Here is a 19,098-nt window from a genome sequence, read left to right on the forward strand (position 1 = left end):
ACCCGGATGCAAAACCGCCGATATATTTCGTTGAAATCTGAGTCAATAAAAAAAGACCCGCACCTGATGGGCGGGTCTTCAGTTGCTAGGAAGAGGGTGTGACCTACGAAGCGTCGGATGTGCCCCGTAAGGCCGTTGTCTTAGCTTGCCAGCTTCAGGTTTTCTTGGGCCTTCAGCAGCTCTCCGATCCGGCGACCCGTATCGATCATCCGGTTCGAGAAACCCCATTCGTTGTCATACCAGCTAACCACGCGCACCAGCCCGTCTTCGGTGACGGCGGTCTGGGCCGAGGCGAAGCAAGACGAATGCGGGTCGTGGTTGAAGTCGATCGACACCATCGGGTCTTTTTCATAGGACAGAACGCCCTTCAGCGGACCTGCGGCGGCTTCTGCGATGGCGGCGTTAATCTCGTCCCGGGTGGCCGGGCGCTCGGGCATGAAGCTCAGGTCGACCAGCGATACATTCGGGGTGGGCACGCGTACGGCAGAGCCTTCCAGCTTGCCTTTCAGCTCGGGCAGGACCAGCGAAATCGCGCGCGCTGCCCCGGTCGAGGTCGGCACCATCGACATAGACGCCGCACGACCGCGATAGAGGTCTTTGTGGTTGGTGTCGTGGCTGGGCTGATCGCCGGTGAATGCGTGAATCGTGGTCATATAGCCGGTCTTGATGCCAAACGCGTTGTGCAAAACCATTGCCACGGGGGCCAGACAGTTGGTGGTGCAAGATGCGTTCGACACGATCACGTCGTCGGCCGTCAGGTCGGCGTCGTTCACGCCATAAACCACGGTCCGGTCGGCATCCTTGCCGGGGGCCGAGATCAACACGCGCTTCGAGCCGTTTTCAAGCAACCGCGCGGCCTGATCGCGGGCGGTGAACAGCCCGGTGCATTCATAAGCAACGTCGACATCGCCCCAGGGAAGCTCCTCGGGGTTGCGCAGTGCGGTCAGGCGGATGCGGCGCGTGCCGACCACAAGCGTATCATCTTCGATGGCAACGGTCTCGCGCAGGCGACCATGCACACTGTCGTATTTCAGCAGATGCGCGATGTTCTTGGGCGGGGCGAGGTCGTTGATGGCGACAACCTCGATATCCTGGGCATCCTGTTCGATCAGGGCGCGCAGAACGCCGCGGCCAATACGTCCGAAACCGTTGATCGCGATCTTAAGTGTCATGGTCTTATCCTCTTCGCGGTGTGCTCAGTGATTTGATAGCGCTAACATGTTTGGCGCGTATTTAGCGCTAACAGATCCATTTGTCAAAGCTCTTCTGCCCATGGCGGGTTCGCACCGGCGCGTGACACGGTGACGGCGGCGGCTTTCGCCCCGTGTTCCATCGCTTGCTGCAAAGTATCTGACGACAGGTTATGCAGTTGGTCCTTGGTCAGGCACCCCAGCTCTGACAGCTTCGCCAGGAAGCCCGCGTTGAACGTATCCCCGGCACCCACGGTGTCTTTGATGTCCACCCGTTGGGCAGGCACTTGAACCTCGGTCCCGTCGGCTAGGAAACCGCTTGCCCCCGCGCCGCCGCGCGTCAGGATCACAACCGACAGCCCCTTCTCCAGAAGCATCGCCACCTTCTCGTTCAGGGACAGGGGGGCGGGCAGCAGCCAGTTCAGGTCCTCGTCCGAGACTTTGACGATGTCAGCCTGCGCGACCATGCGGTCCAGCCGGGTGCGATAGCGGTCGATATCCTGAATGAAGCGCGGGCGGATGTTGGGATCGATCATCACCACGCGCTGTGCGGCTTCCTCCGCCAGCAGTGCCGCATAGGCGTCGGCAGCGGGCTCGCAGGCAAGGCTGATCCCGCCGAAAAACAGCGCCGAGACTTCCGGGGACAGCGCCGGGATGTCCGCCGGGGTCAGCATGCGCCCAGCCGAGTTTTCGTCAAAGAAGCAATAGGTTGCGTGCCCATCGACAAGCCGCACGAAGGCCAGTGTCGTGGGGCGGTCCGAGGGGATCACATGCGTGGTGTCCACATGGCTGGCCTTCAGAGACTCGCTCAGCTGACGCCCAAACATGTCGGTCGACAGCCCGGTCAGCATCCCGGTCTGCACCCCCAGACGCCCCAGCGCGATGGCGGTATTGAACACCGCCCCGCCGGAATGCGGCACAAACCCGTCCGGTCCCGCCGTCGTGGGGGTCGGGATCATGTCAATCAGAGCTTCTCCGCAGCAAAGGATCACGTCTCTCTCCTGTTTGGGTGTGCCGCATAGGCGCGTTGGCCGAGTTCACGTGAGCTGATAGCGCTAACGGAGCTGAATGTCAAAGGGCTGCGACAGCCCGCCCTGTGCATATTAACCAAGCCAGGATTTATAGTCGCTGACCAGCAAATGTGTGGGGGCTTCGTCCTCCTCGATCTCGGCGAAGCGGCCAATGGGTGCGCGGAAGATGTTGTCGGTTTCGTCGTCATTGACGGTCGAGACCTCGCCGATCAGCACATCGCCACCTTCGCCCCAGAAGGCGTGCCAGTCGCCGGGCATCAGGGTGACGCTTTCACCGGGGGCGAGCTTCAGTTTTTCACCGGGGGCAAAGTCGCGCTGGATCCCGTCGCAATAGACCGTACCGCCGCGATCCTCGGCGAAATTTCCATCGTCGTCGGAGCCATAAAGCTCGATCACCAGCGTTGCACCACCTCGGTTGATGATGTCCTCGGCCTTGATCACATGGGTGTGCATCGGGCTGAGCTGGTCTTGGCGCGAGATCAGCAGTTTCTCGGCATAACACATGCCACCACCACGCTGCAGATCCGCAAGCCGCCCGTTGCGCAGGGTGAACAGGAACAAGCCCATTTCGTCAAAGCGCCCATCGCCGTAATCGGTAATGTCCCAGCCACAGCGCGCGGTGATCACGTTCCGGGCCACATCGCGCTTGGCCTTGAATTCTTCAGGTGTCCAATAGGCAAAGGGCGGCAAGACGAAGCCATGCTGGCGGATCATCTCATCCGCTTCCGCCATGATCTGGTTAATTCGAGAGCGTTTCATTCGTGGGACCGTGTGAGGGGCCACCGCGCGACGGCGCTGGGGCGGTTACTGACGAACCCTGAATAGGGATCACTTCGCCAAACGAGTCAAATGCCTATTTCACGGCATCCCTTACCCGATCCGATGCCCCTCGGACCACACGCCGTGCAGGACGGGCGCGTGTTCAAAGCGGGCAAACCGGATCAGGTCCGCGCGCTTGCCGATCGCAATCACGCCCCGATCTTCCAGTCCGACAGCGCGGGCGGGTGCATGGGTGACGGTTCCCAGACCGCGCGCGAGATCTCCCCACATGTCGCCCAGTTGAAGGGCCGCCAACATCAGCGACGAGGGCACGTAATCCGACGACAGGATGTCCAAGAGGTCCAGTTTGGCCAGATCAGACGCCGCCACGTTTCCGGAATGCGATCCGCCACGCACCACGTTGGGGGCGCCCATGATGTTGGCGATGCCTGCGCCGTGATTGGCGCGCGCGGCTTCGATCGTTGTGGGGAACTCGGCCAGATGAATGCCATAGCCCGCCGATGTCGCAACCTGTTCTGGAGTTGTGTCATCGTGGCTGGCAAGGGTCGCCCCTAGACGTGCAGCGTGGTCCACCGTCGCCCGTTCATGCGTCACGCCCAGCTTATCCTGCAGCCCGGTCAGGAAGGCGATGTAATCCTCAAACTCGGCATCCTGCATGGCGTATTTACCCTGAATGTAGGCCTTGAATTTGGCCACATCGGTGAACTGCCGCTGCCCGGGCGTATGGTCCATCATGCTGACAATGCCCACCCGGTCCTTGGGTGAAAACTCGGCCAGCTCTTCGGGCAGGGTTTCCGAACAAATCTCGGCGCGCAGATGCAGATGGTGCGAGATCTTCAGTCCGCCCTTGGCACGCAGGGTCAGGATTTCATCGGCAAGCGCACGGGCATATTTGCCGTAGTTCTTGCGCCCGTCGGAATGGATCGAGCCCACCCGCAACGCATCGAACACAGTGGTGATCCCGACCGAGGCAAGCTCGGCGTCGTGGGCGACGATCGCGGCGTCATGCGGCCAATCCACCCGGGGACGTGGGCGGATGTGGCGCTCCAGATTGTCGGTGTGCAACTCGACCAACCCCGGCGCGATATAGTCGCCAAAGCAGTCCTCGGCGCCCTGCGGCACGTGGGTGCCTTGGTCTATGGCGGTGATTTTGCCGTTGGTCACGGTCAAGGCCCCGGTAATAACCTCGTTTTCCAGAACAAGTTTGGCGTTGGCGAGGGTGAAGGTCTGTGTCATCTGAGTGTCACGCTTTACTGTCAGAGAAGGGCCGATTTTGAATAGCACAATCGGACCGGAAGAGGGTGAAATGCAGTTCAATCGCTATGCGATCTATTACACGGCGCCACAGGGCGCGCTGGCGGATTTCGGGGCCAGCTGGTTGGGATGGGACTTGGTTACAGGTCGCGAAGTGCCCCACCAAACCCTGCCGGATCTGTCGCAGCACGAGATTGCCGATATTACCCAGACCCCGCGCAAATACGGGTTTCACGGCACCATCAAGCCGCCCTTTCGTCTGGCCGATGGTTGCGACGCAGAAGGGCTTTTGCAGGCGTTTCAAGACGCCGCGCGTCAGGTCGCCCCGGTCACGTTGGACGGGTTGAAGTTGGCCCAGATCGGCCGGTTTCTGGCGCTGGTGATCGACGGGGATCAGGCACCGCTGGCCGCTTTGGCGGGTCATATGGTGGCCAAGCTCGACCCATTCCGCGCGCCGGCCAATGACGCCGAGTTGGCCCGCCGCCGCGCTGCGGGCCTGACGCCCGCGCAGGACGAAACGCTCGTGAAATGGGGCTATCCTTACGTCTTTGACGAATTCAAGTTCCACCTGACCCTGTCGGGCAAACTGGACCCCAGCCGCGCCGCGCAGGTCTGCGACGTGTTGGCGCCTTTGGTGGCGCCAATCCTGCCGCGTCCGTTCGTGGTGGGCGATCTGACCCTTGTGGGGGAAGATGCAGAGGGCCGGTTTCACGAGATCTCTCGCATCGCGCTGGGTGCATCTGCGACGTCCTGATCGGCGAGGCGCGCAAGGATCGTTCCGACGGTGTCGTCCAGCGGGCCGTCATTCACCACATTGATTACGGTCAGCCCGCCGGGCAGGTCCACCTGCCTCGCAAGCCGTTTGGCGATGCTGTCTGCGCTTTCGCGCCCGCGTGCGGCCAGACGGTGCGCTAGAACCTCGGGGCTTGCGCTCAGGTTCACCACGATGAACCCGGGGAAGGCCGTATGGGCGTCCGTCAACACCTTGCGGGACAAGTTAACCAGCGCATTTCGGCCCTGATCCAGAAAGGCCAGTTCCGTTTTCGGAATGCCATAGCGCAGGTCATGGGCGGGCCAGTGCAGGGCGAACCGGCCACGGGTCAGATCCGCGTCAAACGTGGCCTCGTCGCAGCCGTCAAACTGCTCGCCACCCGCTGCACTGGGCCGGGTGATCACGCGCCGCACAAGGTGGAAATCTGCCGCCTTGGCCAGCGCCTCCATCACGCTGTCTTTGCCAACGCCCGAGGGACCGACGACGGCGATCAGACGTCCGGGTGCGACGGCCATCACGCATCCCCTTTCGGCAGGAAACTTGTCACGTCCGGAACCCGGTCACAGACCCGATCACGGGCGGATTCGTCGTGGAAAATCCCCACAATTGCCGCGCCGCGTGCCTTGGCCTCTTCAATCAGGCACATCACCGTCTCGCGGTTCTGGGCATCAAGGCTGGCGGTGGGTTCATCCAAGAGCAGCGCCCGGTAGGGATGCACAAAGCCACGCGCAATGTTCACCCGCTGCTGTTCACCACCTGAAAAGGTGGTCGGGCTGAGCGACCAAAGCCGTTCGGGGATGTTCAGGCGCGCCAGAAGGGTGGCGGCCTTGTTACGCGCGGCACCTTCGTCTTCACCCAGCGCCAGCAAAGGCTCGGCCACCACGTCCAGCGTGGGCACACGGGGCACCACGCGCAAGAACTGGCTGACATAGCCCAGCGTGGTACGGCGCAGGTCCAGCACGTCGCGGGGATTGGCACCGACGACCTCGACCCCGTCCACCCGGATCGAGCCGGACTGCGTCAGATAGTTGCCATAGATCATCCGCATCAAGGTGGATTTCCCCGCGCCAGACGCGCCGGAAAGGGCCACGCATTCGCCCGGAGTGACCTCGACATTGGCGTCGCTCATCACCGTGATCACCGCCGTGCCTTGGTTGTGCAGGGTGAAGTTTTTCTCGACATTTTGAATGGAAATCATGGTGCTACACCTGCAAAACAGAAGAGACAAGAAGTTGCGTATAGGCGTGTTGCGGGTCGTCCAGCACCTGATCGGTCAGGCCGGTTTCCACCACGTGACCATCTTTCATCACCATTAGCCGGTCGGCAAGCAGACGCACCACAGCGAGGTCGTGGGTGACGATGATCGCCGACAGGCCCATCTGCCGCACAAGTCCGCGCAGTAGGTCCAGAAGACGCGCCTGCACCGAGACGTCTAGGCCCCCGGTCGGTTCATCCATGAACACCAGACGCGGCCCGGTGACCAGATTGCGGGCGATCTGCAGACGCTGCTGCATCCCGCCTGAAAACGCCGACGGGCGGTCGTCAATGCGGGTCTCATTGATCTCAACCCGGCCAAGCCAGTCAATCGCCTCGTCCCGGATCTGGCCGTAATGGCGTGCGCCGACGGCCATCAGGCGTTCGCCAACATTGCCACCGGCCGAAACCGACATGCGCAGCCCGTCGCGGGCGTGTTGGTGGACAAAAGCCCAGTCGGTGCGCGACAGCATCCGCCGCTCGGGTTCGGCCATCGTCACGGTGTCGACCAGACCGGCATCGCGCGTGTCAAACAACACCTCGCCCTGATCCGGTTCCAGATGCCCGGCAAGGCAGTTCAGCAGTGTCGACTTGCCCGAGCCGCTTTCGCCCACGATCCCCATCACTTCTCCGGGGTAGAGGTCGAAATTCACGCCGGTACAGCCAATGCGCTGGCCATAGCGTTTCTCGATATTCGCCACACGAAATAGCGGGCGCGGGGCGGAGTTTTCAGAAAACTCCGTGAAAAATTCTTCGGAAGACTTTTGCAGCGTCATGCTGAGATCTCCTCGTGTTGGGCTGCGGCTGCGTCTTGCAGTGCGGTCTGACGGGATGCGCAATAGGCCGTGTCCGAGCAGACAAAGATGCGCCCGCCCTGATCGTCGACGATCACCTCGTCCAGATAGCTGTCATCGGCGCCGCACAGCTCGCAGCTGTGGTCGGCTTTTGATGCTTCAAACGGGTAGTCTTCGAAATCCAGACTGACGACCTCGGTATAGGGGGGCAGGGCATAGATACGCTGTTCCCGTCCCGCGCCGAACAGCTGGATCGCGGGCATGGTCATTTTCGGGTTGTCGAATTTCGGGATCGGCGACGGGTCCATCACATAGCGCCCTTCGACCTTGACTGGATAGGCATAGGCGGTGGCAATCGCCCCGTGGCGCGCGATGTCCTCGTATAGCTTCACATGCATGAGGCCGTATTCCTCAAGGCTGTGCATCTTGCGGGTTTCCGTCTCGCGCGGTTCCAGAAAGCGCAGGGGTTCGGGGATTGGCACCTGATAGACGAGGATCTGGTCTTCGTTCAGCGCGGCCTCGGGGATCCGGTGGCGGGTCTGAATGACGGTGGCCTTATCCGTTTCTTCCGTGGTGTCGACGCCTGCCGTGGCCTGAAAGAACTTGCGGATCGACACGGCGTTGGTGGTGTCATCGGCGCCTTGGTCGATCACCTTGAACACGTCCTCGGGCGTCAGGGTCGCGGCGGATACCTGCACGCCGCCCGTGCCCCAGCCAAACGGCATCGGCATTTCGCGGCTGGCAAACGGCACCTGATAGCCGGGGATCGCGAGGCCTTTCAGGATTGCCCGCCGGATCATCCGCTTGGTCTGTTCGTCAAGATAGGCGAAGTTATAGTCGTTCATTCCGCCGCCTCCTGTGCGTGGGTGTTGCCTGCCCCGGCCATCGTGTCGCGGCGCAGTTTGCGCACCAGTTCCAGTTCCGACTGAAAGTCGACGTAGTGGGGCAGTTTGATATGTTCCAAGAACCCGGTCGCTTGGATGTTGTCGCAATGCGACAGCACGAATTCCTCGTCCTGCGCGGCGGCGCCCAGATTGTCTTCGCCCAGCTCTTCCCAGCGCAATGCGCGGTCCACCAGCGCCATCGAGATTGCCTTGCGTTCCGACATACCGAAGACAAGGCCATAGCCGCGCGTGAAATGGGCGGGCTCGGTTTTCGAGCCGGTGAACTGGTTCACGGTTTCGCATTCGGTGACGGTGATGTCGCCGATCTCGATCGCGAAGCCCAGTTCGGGGATGTCGACCTCAACTGGTACGTCACCAATGCGAAGCTCGCCCACAAAGGCGTGATTGCGGGCATAGCCGCGCTGGGTCGAGTAGGCGAGGCTGAGCAAGAAGCCCTCGTCCCCGCGCGCCAAGGATTGCAGGCGCAAGGGGCGATTTGCAGGCAGTTCCATCGGTTCACGGGTCAGGTCGGGCGGGGTTTCGGCCCCCTGTTTTTCCTGCTGGATCAGCCCCTCGCCATCCAAGAAGCTCAGCACATGCGGGACGTCGCCCGGCTGCGCGTCGCCTTCTGGGGCGTCGGTCAAGCCGCCTTCGGCTGCCAGTTTGAAATCCAGAAGGCGGTGGGTGTAGTCGAAGGTCGGCCCAAGGATTTGCCCACCTGGTACGTCCTTGAACGTGGCCGAGATACGGCGGTCGCAGGCCATCTTCTCGGTCGCGATGGGTTCAGACCCGGCAAAGCGCGGCAGGGTGGTGCGATAGGCGCGGATCAGGAAGATCGCTTCGATCATGTCCCCGCGTGCCTGCTTGATCGCCAGCGCGGCCAGATCAGGATCATAAAGCGAGCCTTCGGCCATTACGCGGTTCACGGCCAGCGACAGTTGCTTGCGGATTTGGGCGACGGAGAGTTCCGAGACATCGTGGTCTCCGCGACGTTCCTCGCCCAGCCAGGCATGCGCATTGTCAATGGCGCGCTCGCCCCCTTTTACGGCGACATACATTAGCTTGCCCCCCCTTTAGTCACTTTGGTTGTGCGCGGCAGGCTGGCCAGCCGGGTGTCCGCGCAGAAGAAGAAATCCAATCCCAGCGGGAAGAGCAGCGCGTTGCGCAAGAATGCGTCCGTTTCGGGCAGAGACAGGCGTGCGGTGTCCTTAATCCCGGGACCGGTTAGGATTGCCCCGGTCGACGACAATGCGTCCATCTCGACAATCAGCGTGGCCGAGCGGTCGGGGTATTCCGGCGTGCCAATCGCATAGGTGGTCAGCGGTGCAAGAGCGTCCCAGCGGCCAATCGCGAAATCGGCGTCTTCGGCGGGTACGATGGGCGCGCCGGTGTGAAACTGCACCCACGCGCGGATGTTCGGCGTGTCGTGGTCCCCGGCAAGGTGCAGGCCCGTGTCCGGGTCACACAGCGTCAGCACCATGACACCTGCGGCCACCGACATGGGGGCAGGGGGCGTGGCGCCGTCTAGGGTTTCAATCCGACCCGGACGGGCAATCGCGTTCATGATGGCGCGGAACTGGCGCGCGGCTTCGGTGGGCACATCTTTAAACCCGCCCTGCATGGCGGAGGTGCTGGTGGCGGTCGCAAGCATCAGTCTTCCCCCCTGACCATGGTAAAGAAATCGACCTTGGTGGCGGCCGCCTTTCGGGCGCGTTTGGCCTTAGTGGCGGCAAGCTGTTCGGACAGCGGGGTCAGGAAGGACGTTTGCAGCGCTTCAGCCGCATCGCCTTGCATCATCGCGTCCGCCAGTGCCGCGGCGCGGGCCTTGTCGTGGCTGCGGCCTTGCACATAGCCGTGACCCACGGTGCCGTTGTCCAGTTGAACTGTGCAGCGGGTCACCGTCATCTCGCCCAGATTAAAGGGCGCACCTGTGCCGCCCGCGCGCCCGCGCACCATCACGGTTCCAGTTTCGGGGCGGCGCAGCCACGTGAAGCTCGGGGTGCAGTTTTGTGCGTCCCACAGCGCAAGCATCGCGCTGTCTGGCGCCTTTGCCATCAGGCTGAGCCACGCTTTGCGCGCGGCCTGAGCGGGTGGCAGTTCGTTTCTCATGTCCATTGTCATGCAGACACCTTGTCAAGTTGTCTATATATCTATACTTCTAGACAAATAATCACGGATTCGCGCATTTCTGGCAAGGAAAGTGTTGTGAAACTTTCGTGACAGCTGGCAGAGGGTCCCACGGGCATGAGCATCTGGAAAACCATCGAGACGACCCTGAAGGACGAGATCCGGCAGGGGCATTATGGGCCGGGCGACAAGCTGGCGACCGAGGCCGCACTGGCCGCGCGGTTTGGTGTGAACCGCCACACGGTGCGCCGGGCACTGGCCGAGCTGGCCGCGCAGGATTTGGTGATCTCGCGCCGGGGGGCGGGGGTGTTTGTGCGGCATGCGCCGACGGATTATCCCATTGGTGCGCGGGTGCGGTTTCACCAGAACCTTAAGGCGGCGGGCAAGATCCCCGGCAAGAAAATGCTGGCATTCGAGACCCGCCGCGCCAACGCGCAAGAGGCTCAGTCTTTGAAACTGGACGAGGGCGCGGCGGTGCATGTGTATGACGGGCTGTCCCTGTCGGACGGCCACCCGATTGCGGTCTTTCGCAGCGTCTTCCCGGCAGATCGCTTTCCCGAGATGCAGAAGGCGCTGAGCGATACGAATTCTGTCACCGCGGCACTCGCCCATCACGGGGTTGCGGATTATACCCGCGCGGAAACCCGGCTGTCGGCCCGATCCTGCCTCGCCACAGAAGCGCGTCATCTTGGCCTGCGCGAAGGGGCTCCGGCGCTGTTTTCAGAGGGCATCAATGTGGATGGCGACGGCATCCCGGTCGAGCTTGGCCTGACTTGGTTTGCAGGGGATCGCGTCACGCTGACGCTTGACGGTGGGCACACAGCCTAACGTTACGGAAGTGATACGTTCGCGTCACATCCACGATACAGCGCGCGATTAGCAACGGCCCAATCAATGAATGAGGCCTGGAATGTCGAGCGTATCATCCCAAACCCAGCCCCTGCCGTCCTTTCGGATGACCCATGCAACCATCTTGCGGGACCGAGAGATGCAGCAAAGGTCGGTCGTCATACAGGACGGGCGGATCTCGAAAGGCGCGCTGCCCGAGGTGAACCTGTCCGGCTATTGGATTTTGCCCGGCGTCATCGACCTGCATGGCGATGCGTTTGAACGCCACATGGCGCCGCGTATCGGCGTGCATTTCCCAGTGGAAACGGCTCTTCGTGCGACCGACGCGGATGCGGCAGCGGCGGGCGTGACCACCGCGTGGCTCGCCCATGGTTGGAGTTGGGAAGGCGGGCATCGTGGCCCTGAGGCGGCAGAACGCTTTTTAGAGGCGATGAGCTGTTATCAGTCGCGCACTCATACCGATCTGCGCGTACAGTTGCGGTGCGAGACGCATACGGTCGACACGGCCGACCGGCTGCACGAGGCCGTGAAGCGGCACAAGATCGACTATGTGGTGTTTAACGACCATCTGGATGAAGCGCTGAAACTATCGGGAACACGCTCCGGCGCGCTGGATGTTTGGGCGCACAAACTTGGCTTGCAGCCGCATGAGCTGATGAACGCGGTCGAGGCCGCGCGCGCACGGTCCAGCGAAGTCCCGCGCCATCTGTGCCGATTGGCCGAGCGGTTCGATCAGCTTGGCGTGAGCTACGGGAGCCATGATGATCCCGACGGGGACACACGCGAGCGGTATTCGATGATAGGCGCGCGGATCTGCGAATTTCCGACCTCGACCTCGGCCGCCCATGCGGCGCATGCGGTGGGGGATCCGGTGATCATGGGCGCGCCCAACGTGGTGCGTGGTGGCTCTCAGTCGGGCAATATCGCCGCCGAGCAGCTGATCCGACGCGGGCTGTGTGATGCGCTGGTGAGTGATTACTACTATCCCGCCCTGACCCAAGCGGCCTTCCGGCTGGTGGATGACAGCATCCGAACGCTGCCCGAGGCTTGGGCGATGATCTCGGGCGGGCGGATTACCTATCTGGCGGGTGAGGCGGCGCATCGGTTTACCCGGATGGGCAGCGCGGTGCCGATGGCGGCGGAGTAGACTGCCGTTGATTTTGCCCTCGGCGTTGCCTTGGGACGCGCGGCGGCGGTGGCTCATCTGCGACGAGCCTGAGAGGGGCGCTGCCCCTCGCGCGGCAAGCGCGCTCACCCCGAGGTATTTTGGGCAAAAGGAAGGGCGAAAACTTATGCGTATTTTTCGAGGAAAGCTTCGGCGCTGAGGCTGCGGAAGTCTTCGAGTGAGGCGCGCAGGCGGGCGTGGTCCCAATCCCACCAGGCGAGTTCTATAAGGCGTTCGGCAACCTGTTTTGGTTGGCGTGCGCGGATGGGTGCGGCCGGGACGCCCGCGACAATCGTGTAGGGCGCGACATCCTTGGTCACGATGGCGCCCGAGGCCACGACGGCCCCGTGGCCCAGCGTCACCTCGGGTTTCACCATCGCGCCGTGGCCGATCCATGTGTCGTGGCCGATATGGGCGACGCGGGCGGCGCGGCGGGCGAAGAAGTCCTCGTCTGCTGTCACATCGTCCCAATAGTATTCGGACCGATAGAGGAAGTGGTGGCAGGATGCCGTCTCCAGCGGGTGGTCCGTTGCTCCGATCCGGGTCATTGCGGCGATATTGGCGAACTTGCCGATCTGCGCATTGGCGATATCCGCGTGGCGGTCGCAATAGGAATAGTCGCCGAGCTGCGCATTCACCAGCCGCGTGCCCCGACCGATTTCCACGTAGCGCCCGAAGGTGCTGTTATGGATTTCGCAATCGGGATGCAGGACGGGGTCATCGGGGGAGAGTTTGGGCATCAGTGTGCGTCCTGTCCGCCGATCAAGCGTTTGCGCAGCCAGCCCGAGAACCAGTCCATCAACATCACCATCAAGATGATCAGGGTGATGTAATAGGCGACCTCTTCCCAGTCTTTCTGGGTGATCATGGCCTGCGTCAGAAGAAGGCCAATGCCGCCCCCAGTGATCGCGCCGATGATGGTGGCGGAGCGGGTGTTGGATTCCAGATAGTAGAGCACTTGCGACAGGAAGATCGGGGTGATCTGCGGCAGGACGCCGAAGCGGTAGGTTTGCAGCGGTTTGGCACCGGTCGAGCGGATGCCCTCGATTTGCTTTCCGTCCACGTTTTCGAGCGTTTCAGAGAACATTTTGCCGAAGCTTCCAGTATCCGTGATCAGGATCGCCAGTGCGCCGGTCAAGGGGCCGGGGCCGAAGGCGCGGGCCAGAACGATGGTCCAGATCAGCGCGTCCACGCCGCGGAAGAAGTCGAAGACACGGCGTGTCACCATGCGGACCCAGACGAAGGGGGCGAAGTTGCGGGCGGCAAGAAGGGCCAGTGGCAGGGCCACGATGGCGGCACCGAAAGTACCAAGGAAGGCCATCAGGATGGTTTCGAAAATCGCCCAGGCCACCTGATGGTGTTGCCACATGCGGTTGTTCCAGAAGTCGGACCAAATGGCACCCGCTTCGCCGTTGGCTGCGCGCTGGGCCAGCGCTACTGGACCAAGTCCGTGATAGGGGCTGTCGAGGGTGAAGAAGAAAAGCTCCCACCCCATGGTATAGCGGAACACTTCGGTGCGGTTGCGGGTGATGGTCAGGCGTCCGGCTTCGGTCTTGATCGCAAGGCGGTTCTTGGATGCGTTGATCCAGTTCGGCACGTCACCGTCGGGAAGAACTGCGTTCACGCCAGAGCGGCCCGGAGTGGCGGTGACAAGGCCGTAGCCCGGAATGTCATAGCGCACTGACCCATCCGCCAGAAACAGAACTTCGTGCCCCTTCGGCAGGGTGATGACCGTGTCGTCGCCAAGGGTGACCCAGTCAGGCGACATCCCGTCGGGGTAGGCCCCCTTGCGTTCGCCTTCGATCGAGATGGAGACCTCGCCCGAGCGATTGTCGCGGGCCACGTGGGTTTTGTAGGAGTAGCTGTCGTTGACCAGCGTCATCGCATTGTCCAGACTGGCGCGGTCACGCAGCCCTGCGATGTCGAAAGCGATGAAGATATACGCGAAATAGGCAAGGATCAGCGCGGGGACCGCAAGGGCAACCACCCGTTTGCGGGCAAAGAGCGCGTCGGTATCACGGATCAGGCGCGCGGTTGTCGCGGCGGGGGTGAGGGTTGCGGTGCTCATGCCTGTGCTCCGATCATGTTGGATTTCTTGCCGTGGGTCAGGCGGTCGCGCAGGGCAGAGGACAATTGGTCCACCACCACGATGGTGACAAACAGCATCAGGAAGATCGCTGCGGCCTCGTCATATTGGCCTTTGCCCCAAGTCATGGCGTTTTTCAGTTCGTAGCCAATGCCGCCTGCGCCGACGAAACCAAGGATGGCCGAGGCGCGGATGTTGATCTCAAAGCGCAGCAGCGCATAGCTGAGGTAATTCGGCGCGACCTGCGGGATCACGCCCAGCACCATGCGTTGCGCCCAGCTTGCCCCGACTGAAGATAGCCCCTCGACCGGTTTCAGCGACGCGTTTTCGTTCACTTCCGAGAAGAGCTTGCCCAAGGCACCCACAGTGTGGAACGCAATCGCGATCATTGCGGGCACCGGTCCACCGCCAAGGATGAAGATCAGCACCAAGGCGATCACGATCTCGGGCATGGCGCGCATGATGTCCAGAGCGCGGCGGAAAACGGGGATCAGGCGGGGCCAGCGGGCCATGCCGCGGGTGGCGAGCAGCGACAGGATCACCGCCCCCAACGCGCCCAGCAGGGTCGAGGCCGCCGCGATATTGATGGTTTCCAGAAGCGAGGGGGCGTATTGCGCGAAATGGGCGGGGAACTCGGCCAGTTTGCCCGCCGCTTCGCCCAGAACCTCGGCGGGGAAGTCGAAGAAGCGATGCCAACCGTCAATAAAGCTGCCAGCGTTGCGTGCATCCGCCGTGCGGAAGCCCGCCAGCATCAAAGCCACGAACACCGCCAGCATGATGCCACCATAGAGGCGTTTGCGTCGGACCATGTCCATGTAGGTCTGGTTGTTCTGCTCGATATTGCTCATGTCCCCACCTCGTTTGAAAAGACGGGCCCCGACATCGCGGGACCCGCCAGCAGCTTGTTGAAAATCGCTTATTTCGATTTCAGCTTGCGGGCTTCGATGATCACTTCGTAAGCGTCATGGGTGATCGGCTCGAAAGCACGGGCTTCGCCAGCGGCCACGCCGTAGAAGCACTCGCGGTCTTTCTCGGCCAGACCAGCCATCAGCGCGGTCATCTTTTCTTTCACGTCGGCAGGCAGGGCTTTACGCAGCACAACCGGGCCTTCCGGGATCGGGGCCGAACGCCAGATCTCGACCAGATCGTTCATGTCGACCAGACCGGCATCCACAGCGCGGCGCAGAGCACCCGACTGATAGCCGTCTTCCCATTCACCCAGACCGTCAGCCCAGGTCACGCCGCCCTGAACGTCACCATTGTTTACAGCAACGATGGTTTGCTCGTGACCGCCGGTGAATTTCACTTCACCGAAATAGTCACCCGATTCCATCGAGGCGTTGATCTGCTGCGGGATTTCGATCGACGGGATCAGGTAGCCCGAGGTCGAGTTGGGGTCGCCGAAGCCGAAGGTCTTGTCCTTCAGGTCTTCCAGCTTGGTGATGCCGCTGTCCTTGCGGGCAAAGCCGATCGAGAAGTAGCCATAGCCGCCATCGGTGTTCACTTTCACCAGAACCGGCTCGACCGCTTCCGGGTCCGACAGGAAGGTTTTGGCATAGCCCGACGCACCCAGCCACGCCATGTCGATGGTGCCGCCCAGCAGGCCCTGGATCACACCGTTATAGTCGACCGGGGCGAACAGCTTGGCTTCAACACCCAGGGTTTCTTCGGTGTATTCACGCAGACATTCGTTGTTGTTCAGACGGTCCTGAGCGTTTTCGCCGCCCAGAATGCCGATGCGGAACTCGGTGATGTCCGCAGCCATGGCCGGAGCGGCCAGAGCGGTCGTGGTCAGTGCAAGAGCAAGAAGCTTTTTCATTTGGATTTCTCCTGATGGGCGCCCTGTCCCATCGATTGTTCGGTTCAAGTTGATCAGGGCAGGTAAAACGGAGTGCGTTCTTCGGATGCCGCCTGTGAGGCTGCGTCCAGAACGCCCAGTTCGGTGGATGTGGCCGCTTCGCTGAACGTGTCGTCCGCGCCATAGATGTCGCGGGCCACACCGGCCGTCAGTTGTTCGGGGGTGCCGTCAAAGACAACCCGGCCTGCGCGCATGCCGATCACGCGGTCGCAATAGCGGCGCGCAGTATCCAGCGTGTGCAGGTTGGCGATGACCAGACGGCCATCTTCGTCATGGATGCGGCGCAGGGTCTGCATCACGATCTGTGCGTTCATCGGGTCAAGCGAGGCGATGGGCTCGTCGGCCAGAATGATCGACGGATCCTGCATCAGCGCACGGGCAATCGCCACGCGTTGCTGTTGCCCGCCGGACAGGGCCTCGGCCCGTTTGGCGGCGTGTTCGGCAATGCCCAAACGCTCGAGGATCTCGATGGCGCGGTGAATGTCGGCCTTCGGGAATAGGTTGAACAGGGTCGACAATGTCGAATGGCGGTTCAGCGTGCCATGCAGCACGTTCGAGGCCACATCCATACGCGGCACCAGATTGAACTGCTGGAAGATCATCGCGCATTGCGACTGCCATTCCCGCTTTGCTGCACCGCTCAGACGGGTGACGTTCTTGTTCTGAAACAGGATCTGGCCCTCGGTGGGATCAGTCAACCGATTGACCATCCGCAGAAGCGTCGATTTGCCGGCGCCCGAGGCCCCGATGATGCCGATCATGCAGGGGCGCTCGACCGAAATGGTCACGTTGTCCACCGCGCGCTTGTCGCCAAAAGCTTTGGTCAGGTTTGTAATCTGCAGCATGTCGCCCCCTTCGTTTCGAGGGGGGGATATGGGCGTTTCCCAACAGCTTTGTGTCGGCAATACAAAACTTCTGTAACGCCGCATCGCCGCGAAGGTCGGTGATCGTCGCCCTTGATTGAAAACCCTTCAGATTGCTAACGTGAAGGAGAAACCCAGAAACAACAAAATACTGGGAGGGGAAATGTCAGAGGGATCAATCACGCTTCATTCAGTCGCGCGCGGCTATGCGACAGCCGACGACACACGCGCATGGTGGGAGTTGGGGATTAGCCTTGGGCTTTATGTCGTGGCCTTGGTTCTTGCCCTATCGACGATCGGAACATGGTGGTTGATGGTGCCCCTCATGGTTCTTGCCGCCGCGATGGGGCTTAGGATCTACATGATCCAGCACGATTGCTTGCATCGGGCCTTTTTCACCAGCCGGCGCTTGAATGACGTTGTTGGAACCTTGCTGTCCCCGATTGCAATGACGCCGTATCAGGCCACCCGCTATAAGCATAATCTGCATCACCGCTATGTTGCCGATCTAAACCGCCGCGACGCGTTTGAAATCGAGGTGATGACATTGGCGGAATGGAAAAAGGCCAGTTTGGGAAGGCGGCTCTATTACCGGATTTACCGCAGCCCGTTCATCCTTGTCGCGATCGGACCGTTCATCCTTTATGCCATCCTGCGCCGGATGCCGCTCTATGGGTTCAAAACCGGGGTCTGGGATCTGGTTTTGCACAATCTTCTGCTGGCTGGCTTGGGATATTCGGTCTGGGCGTATGCGGGTTGGCCCGGCATTTGGGTATGGATTGGGTCGATCTATATTGCCTGCACATTTGGCGGGCTGATCCCCTATGTGCTGCACAATTTCGAACATGTGCATTGGGGCCGGAAACCCGAACTCAATTTCGAACAAGCCGCGCTCGAGGGCTCTTCGGTGCTGGACTGGGGACGGCTGTTCGATGTGGTGACAATGGACATCGCCTATCACGATCTGCACCACCTGAACGCCAAGATCCCAGGCTACAAGATTCGCAAAGCCCACGAGGATCTGGAGGCCCGCGGGTTGATCCAGTCCGAGAAGATCAGCTTTATCGAAGGGGTGAAATGCCTGCGTTGGAAGCTCTATGACGAAGATCTGGGCCGGATGATCCCCTTTCCCGGCGCCGCGCGGCAGGTCTCGGTGAGCGGTGTCTCGTGACCCCTCGGTTCGCGCCAGCAGCTGAGTAGCCAACTGACGACAAAGGGCCTGTCATGCGATACGCCGTGTTCCTCGCTTTTCTACTTGCCGCTTGCCAGACGAGTGCGCCGCACGGGTTTACGGAATCCGGCGTGGCCTCGCCCGTTGCAGCGGATGTGACGAGCGTTTCTGCAAGCCTACCCGATTGGGTCCCCTCGCATTTCAGCATCACCCCGCGCTCGGTCTCGGCTCCGGAAAGCAGGGGTGGGGAGATCGTCTTTTCGATCCAGCAAGGGCAATGCACCGGGCATTCCGACCACACCGGATCCAGTGACTGCGCGACAAGGACAACGCGGTCGACCATCCAGACCGGCAAGGTCTGGGAGCAGCAGGTGGAATGGCAACGGGGCCAGCGGTTCCTCTATAGCTTCGAATTCCGGATTGACCCATCACTGCGCTATCAGGGTAGGGCGCGCGGAGAAGGTAGCCAATTGGTGCTGGCCCGCTGGGAAGGCGCTGAGGGCGGACAACCTCTCTTTGACCTGAAGCTCGACGCCCGACATGGCGTGACCTTCATGGGCCGTACTTGCATTACGCCCGAACAGTTCGGCGACTGGCATCGGTTCAACCTGCGCCTGCGCTGGGCAGATGACGATACCGGTTTTATCGAAGCACGGTGCGATGGATCGCTGCATGTCGGCGACCCAATCTTCGCCGCAAGCGGCCTGCCGACAAATCGTCCGCTGGCCTGCGCTCTTAAAGACAACTGCCCTGCCAACACACTGCGTCCAAGCCGGTTCAACATGCAATTGGGGTTAATAGCCGACCCAAACCTGCCGCCGCGCAGAGGTGGATTTGTCCCCCTCACCCAAAATGGTGCCAAGGTTGCGATGCGTCGCATTCTGGTACGCCGTCTCTACGTTATTTTCGGACGCAAAGACGAATTTTGACCCCAGATAGGCCATGTTTCGAAGACGCCTTTAGCCTACGGTCGCAATCGTGGACGAACGGCGTCTGGGGGCGAAATAGAACCACCGATAT

General features: G+C 61.5%; 21 protein-coding genes. 5 read left to right on the top strand and 16 right to left on the bottom strand.

Features of this window, described 5'->3' with window-relative positions; genetic code table 11:
* Positions 1 to 140: 140 nt before the first annotated feature.
* From gap to Q0677_RS08410, 4 genes are all read right to left on the bottom strand, one after another.
* Positions 141 to 1,172, bottom strand: a complete 1,032-nt coding sequence (gene gap, locus Q0677_RS08395) for a type I glyceraldehyde-3-phosphate dehydrogenase (protein ID WP_298908376.1) — start codon at positions 1,170 to 1,172, stop codon at positions 141 to 143.
* An 83-nt stretch (positions 1,173 to 1,255) separates the two neighbouring features.
* Positions 1,256 to 2,182: a carbohydrate kinase gene (locus Q0677_RS08400; protein WP_298908378.1), complete on the bottom strand. Its 927-nt coding sequence runs from the start codon at positions 2,180 to 2,182 to the stop codon at positions 1,256 to 1,258.
* A gap of 111 nt (positions 2,183 to 2,293) precedes the next feature.
* Entirely contained in the window at positions 2,294 to 2,980 is a 687-nt protein-coding gene (locus Q0677_RS08405) for a D-lyxose/D-mannose family sugar isomerase (RefSeq protein ID WP_298908381.1), read from the bottom strand.
* Positions 2,981 to 3,091: 111 nt separating this feature from the next.
* A complete protein-coding gene (locus Q0677_RS08410; protein ID WP_298908384.1) occupies positions 3,092 to 4,237 on the bottom strand; it encodes an alpha-D-ribose 1-methylphosphonate 5-triphosphate diphosphatase in 1,146 nt (381 codons plus the stop codon).
* A gap of 37 nt (positions 4,238 to 4,274) precedes the next feature.
* Here Q0677_RS08410 and Q0677_RS08415 point away from each other — a divergent pair, with 37 nt between their 5' ends.
* Positions 4,275 to 5,009 (top strand): DUF1045 domain-containing protein, encoded by a 735-nt coding sequence (locus tag Q0677_RS08415; RefSeq protein ID WP_366940960.1) that lies wholly within the window; start codon positions 4,275 to 4,277, stop codon positions 5,007 to 5,009.
* Here Q0677_RS08415 and phnN read toward each other — a convergent pair.
* From phnN to phnG, 7 genes are read right to left on the bottom strand one after another with little or no spacing between them, the layout of a single operon-like run.
* Positions 4,964 to 5,542 carry a phosphonate metabolism protein/1,5-bisphosphokinase (PRPP-forming) PhnN gene (gene phnN, locus Q0677_RS08420; RefSeq protein WP_298908386.1) on the bottom strand — a complete coding sequence of 193 codons (579 nt, stop codon included), beginning with the start codon at positions 5,540 to 5,542 and terminating at the stop codon, positions 4,964 to 4,966. The genes Q0677_RS08415 and phnN overlap by 46 nt on opposite strands.
* Positions 5,542 to 6,225 carry a phosphonate C-P lyase system protein PhnL gene (gene phnL, locus Q0677_RS08425; RefSeq protein WP_298908388.1) on the bottom strand — a complete coding sequence of 228 codons (684 nt, stop codon included), beginning with the start codon at positions 6,223 to 6,225 and terminating at the stop codon, positions 5,542 to 5,544. Before phnL ends, phnN begins: the two co-directional genes overlap by 1 nt.
* Positions 6,226 to 6,229: 4 nt before the next feature.
* Complete coding sequence (gene phnK, locus Q0677_RS08430; RefSeq protein ID WP_298908391.1) at positions 6,230 to 7,057, bottom strand: phosphonate C-P lyase system protein PhnK; 828 nt, start codon at positions 7,055 to 7,057, stop codon at positions 6,230 to 6,232.
* The gene (locus Q0677_RS08435; RefSeq protein ID WP_298908397.1) at positions 7,054 to 7,920 is read right to left on the bottom strand and encodes an alpha-D-ribose 1-methylphosphonate 5-phosphate C-P-lyase PhnJ; all 867 of its coding nucleotides are present in this window, start codon (positions 7,918 to 7,920) and stop codon (positions 7,054 to 7,056) included. Before Q0677_RS08435 ends, phnK begins: the two co-directional genes overlap by 4 nt.
* Positions 7,917 to 9,017: a carbon-phosphorus lyase complex subunit PhnI gene (locus tag Q0677_RS08440; protein ID WP_298908400.1), complete on the bottom strand. Its 1,101-nt coding sequence runs from the start codon at positions 9,015 to 9,017 to the stop codon at positions 7,917 to 7,919. The genes Q0677_RS08435 and Q0677_RS08440 overlap by 4 nt, the downstream gene beginning before the upstream one ends.
* Positions 9,017 to 9,610 carry a phosphonate C-P lyase system protein PhnH gene (gene phnH / locus Q0677_RS08445; protein WP_298908402.1) on the bottom strand — a complete coding sequence of 198 codons (594 nt, stop codon included), beginning with the start codon at positions 9,608 to 9,610 and terminating at the stop codon, positions 9,017 to 9,019. The genes Q0677_RS08440 and phnH overlap by 1 nt, the downstream gene beginning before the upstream one ends.
* Positions 9,610 to 10,080 carry a phosphonate C-P lyase system protein PhnG gene (phnG, locus tag Q0677_RS08450; RefSeq protein WP_298908404.1) on the bottom strand — a complete coding sequence of 157 codons (471 nt, stop codon included), beginning with the start codon at positions 10,078 to 10,080 and terminating at the stop codon, positions 9,610 to 9,612. The genes phnH and phnG overlap by 1 nt, the downstream gene beginning before the upstream one ends.
* A 123-nt stretch (positions 10,081 to 10,203) precedes the next feature.
* Between phnG and phnF the strand changes: the two genes are divergently transcribed.
* Together phnF and Q0677_RS08460 are read left to right on the top strand one after the other, a co-directional pair.
* Positions 10,204 to 10,914 carry a phosphonate metabolism transcriptional regulator PhnF gene (phnF, locus tag Q0677_RS08455; protein WP_298908407.1) on the top strand — a complete coding sequence of 237 codons (711 nt, stop codon included), beginning with the start codon at positions 10,204 to 10,206 and terminating at the stop codon, positions 10,912 to 10,914.
* 82 nt (positions 10,915 to 10,996) lie between these two features.
* On the top strand, positions 10,997 to 12,082 hold the full coding sequence (locus Q0677_RS08460; RefSeq protein WP_298908410.1) for an alpha-D-ribose 1-methylphosphonate 5-triphosphate diphosphatase: 1,086 nt from the start codon (positions 10,997 to 10,999) through the stop codon (positions 12,080 to 12,082).
* A gap of 143 nt (positions 12,083 to 12,225) precedes the next feature.
* Here Q0677_RS08460 and Q0677_RS08465 read toward each other — a convergent pair whose 3' ends face one another.
* The 5 genes from Q0677_RS08465 to phnC all read right to left on the bottom strand — a co-directional run bounded on the left by Q0677_RS08465 (position 12,226) and on the right by phnC (position 16,889).
* Positions 12,226 to 12,840, bottom strand: coding sequence for a chloramphenicol acetyltransferase (locus Q0677_RS08465; RefSeq protein WP_298908413.1), 615 nt, complete (start codon positions 12,838 to 12,840; stop codon positions 12,226 to 12,228).
* Positions 12,840 to 14,168: a phosphonate ABC transporter, permease protein PhnE gene (gene phnE, locus Q0677_RS08470; protein WP_298908415.1), complete on the bottom strand. Its 1,329-nt coding sequence runs from the start codon at positions 14,166 to 14,168 to the stop codon at positions 12,840 to 12,842. The genes Q0677_RS08465 and phnE (Q0677_RS08470) overlap by 1 nt, the downstream gene beginning before the upstream one ends.
* Complete coding sequence (phnE, locus tag Q0677_RS08475) at positions 14,165 to 15,034, bottom strand: phosphonate ABC transporter, permease protein PhnE (RefSeq protein WP_298908417.1); 870 nt, start codon at positions 15,032 to 15,034, stop codon at positions 14,165 to 14,167. Before phnE (Q0677_RS08475) ends, phnE (Q0677_RS08470) begins: the two co-directional genes overlap by 4 nt.
* A gap of 68 nt (positions 15,035 to 15,102) precedes the next feature.
* The gene (phnD, locus tag Q0677_RS08480) at positions 15,103 to 16,005 is read right to left on the bottom strand and encodes a phosphonate ABC transporter substrate-binding protein (RefSeq protein WP_298908418.1); all 903 of its coding nucleotides are present in this window, start codon (positions 16,003 to 16,005) and stop codon (positions 15,103 to 15,105) included.
* 53 nt (positions 16,006 to 16,058) lie between these two features.
* Positions 16,059 to 16,889 (bottom strand): phosphonate ABC transporter ATP-binding protein, encoded by an 831-nt coding sequence (gene phnC, locus Q0677_RS08485; protein ID WP_298908419.1) that lies wholly within the window; start codon positions 16,887 to 16,889, stop codon positions 16,059 to 16,061.
* Between the two features lie 181 nt (positions 16,890 to 17,070).
* On the opposite strand from phnC, the gene Q0677_RS08490 reads away from it, so the two are divergent.
* Positions 17,071 to 18,078, top strand: a complete 1,008-nt coding sequence (locus Q0677_RS08490; protein WP_298908420.1) for a fatty acid desaturase — start codon at positions 17,071 to 17,073, stop codon at positions 18,076 to 18,078.
* A gap of 53 nt (positions 18,079 to 18,131) precedes the next feature.
* A complete protein-coding gene (locus tag Q0677_RS08495; RefSeq protein ID WP_298908422.1) occupies positions 18,132 to 19,007 on the top strand; it encodes a hypothetical protein in 876 nt (291 codons plus the stop codon).
* Positions 19,008 to 19,098: the final 91 nt, after the last annotated feature.

It is taken from the genome of uncultured Aliiroseovarius sp. (assembly GCF_947492455.1).
Taxonomy (GTDB): Bacteria; Pseudomonadota; Alphaproteobacteria; order Rhodobacterales; family Rhodobacteraceae; genus Aliiroseovarius.

What these genes read in the sequence shown, in the direction of transcription:
- gap (WP_298908376.1), bottom strand. Translation starts at nt 1,172, where the DNA reads ATGACACTTAAGATCGCGATCAACGGTTTCGGACGTATTGGCCGCGGC.
- Q0677_RS08405 (WP_298908381.1), bottom strand. Translation starts at nt 2,980, where the DNA reads ATGAAACGCTCTCGAATTAACCAGATCATGGCGGAAGCGGATGAGATG.
- Q0677_RS08410 (WP_298908384.1), bottom strand. Translation starts at nt 4,237, where the DNA reads ATGACACAGACCTTCACCCTCGCCAACGCCAAACTTGTTCTGGAAAAC.
- phnN (WP_298908386.1), bottom strand. Translation starts at nt 5,542, where the DNA reads ATGGCCGTCGCACCCGGACGTCTGATCGCCGTCGTCGGTCCCTCGGGC.
- phnL (WP_298908388.1), bottom strand. Translation starts at nt 6,225, where the DNA reads ATGATTTCCATTCAAAATGTCGAGAAAAACTTCACCCTGCACAACCAA.
- phnK (WP_298908391.1), bottom strand. Translation starts at nt 7,057, where the DNA reads ATGACGCTGCAAAAGTCTTCCGAAGAATTTTTCACGGAGTTTTCTGAA.
- Q0677_RS08435 (WP_298908397.1), bottom strand. Translation starts at nt 7,920, where the DNA reads ATGAACGACTATAACTTCGCCTATCTTGACGAACAGACCAAGCGGATG.
- Q0677_RS08440 (WP_298908400.1), bottom strand. Translation starts at nt 9,017, where the DNA reads ATGTATGTCGCCGTAAAAGGGGGCGAGCGCGCCATTGACAATGCGCAT.
- phnH (WP_298908402.1), bottom strand. Translation starts at nt 9,610, where the DNA reads ATGCTTGCGACCGCCACCAGCACCTCCGCCATGCAGGGCGGGTTTAAA.
- phnG (WP_298908404.1), bottom strand. Translation starts at nt 10,080, where the DNA reads ATGACAATGGACATGAGAAACGAACTGCCACCCGCTCAGGCCGCGCGC.
- phnF (WP_298908407.1), top strand. Translation starts at nt 10,204, where the DNA reads ATGAGCATCTGGAAAACCATCGAGACGACCCTGAAGGACGAGATCCGG.
- Q0677_RS08460 (WP_298908410.1), top strand. Translation starts at nt 10,997, where the DNA reads ATGTCGAGCGTATCATCCCAAACCCAGCCCCTGCCGTCCTTTCGGATG.
- Q0677_RS08465 (WP_298908413.1), bottom strand. Translation starts at nt 12,840, where the DNA reads ATGCCCAAACTCTCCCCCGATGACCCCGTCCTGCATCCCGATTGCGAA.
- phnE (WP_298908415.1), bottom strand. Translation starts at nt 14,168, where the DNA reads ATGAGCACCGCAACCCTCACCCCCGCCGCGACAACCGCGCGCCTGATC.
- phnE (WP_298908417.1), bottom strand. Translation starts at nt 15,034, where the DNA reads ATGAGCAATATCGAGCAGAACAACCAGACCTACATGGACATGGTCCGA.
- phnD (WP_298908418.1), bottom strand. Translation starts at nt 16,005, where the DNA reads ATGAAAAAGCTTCTTGCTCTTGCACTGACCACGACCGCTCTGGCCGCT.
- phnC (WP_298908419.1), bottom strand. Translation starts at nt 16,889, where the DNA reads ATGCTGCAGATTACAAACCTGACCAAAGCTTTTGGCGACAAGCGCGCG.
- Q0677_RS08490 (WP_298908420.1), top strand. Translation starts at nt 17,071, where the DNA reads ATGTCAGAGGGATCAATCACGCTTCATTCAGTCGCGCGCGGCTATGCG.
- Q0677_RS08495 (WP_298908422.1), top strand. Translation starts at nt 18,132, where the DNA reads ATGCGATACGCCGTGTTCCTCGCTTTTCTACTTGCCGCTTGCCAGACG.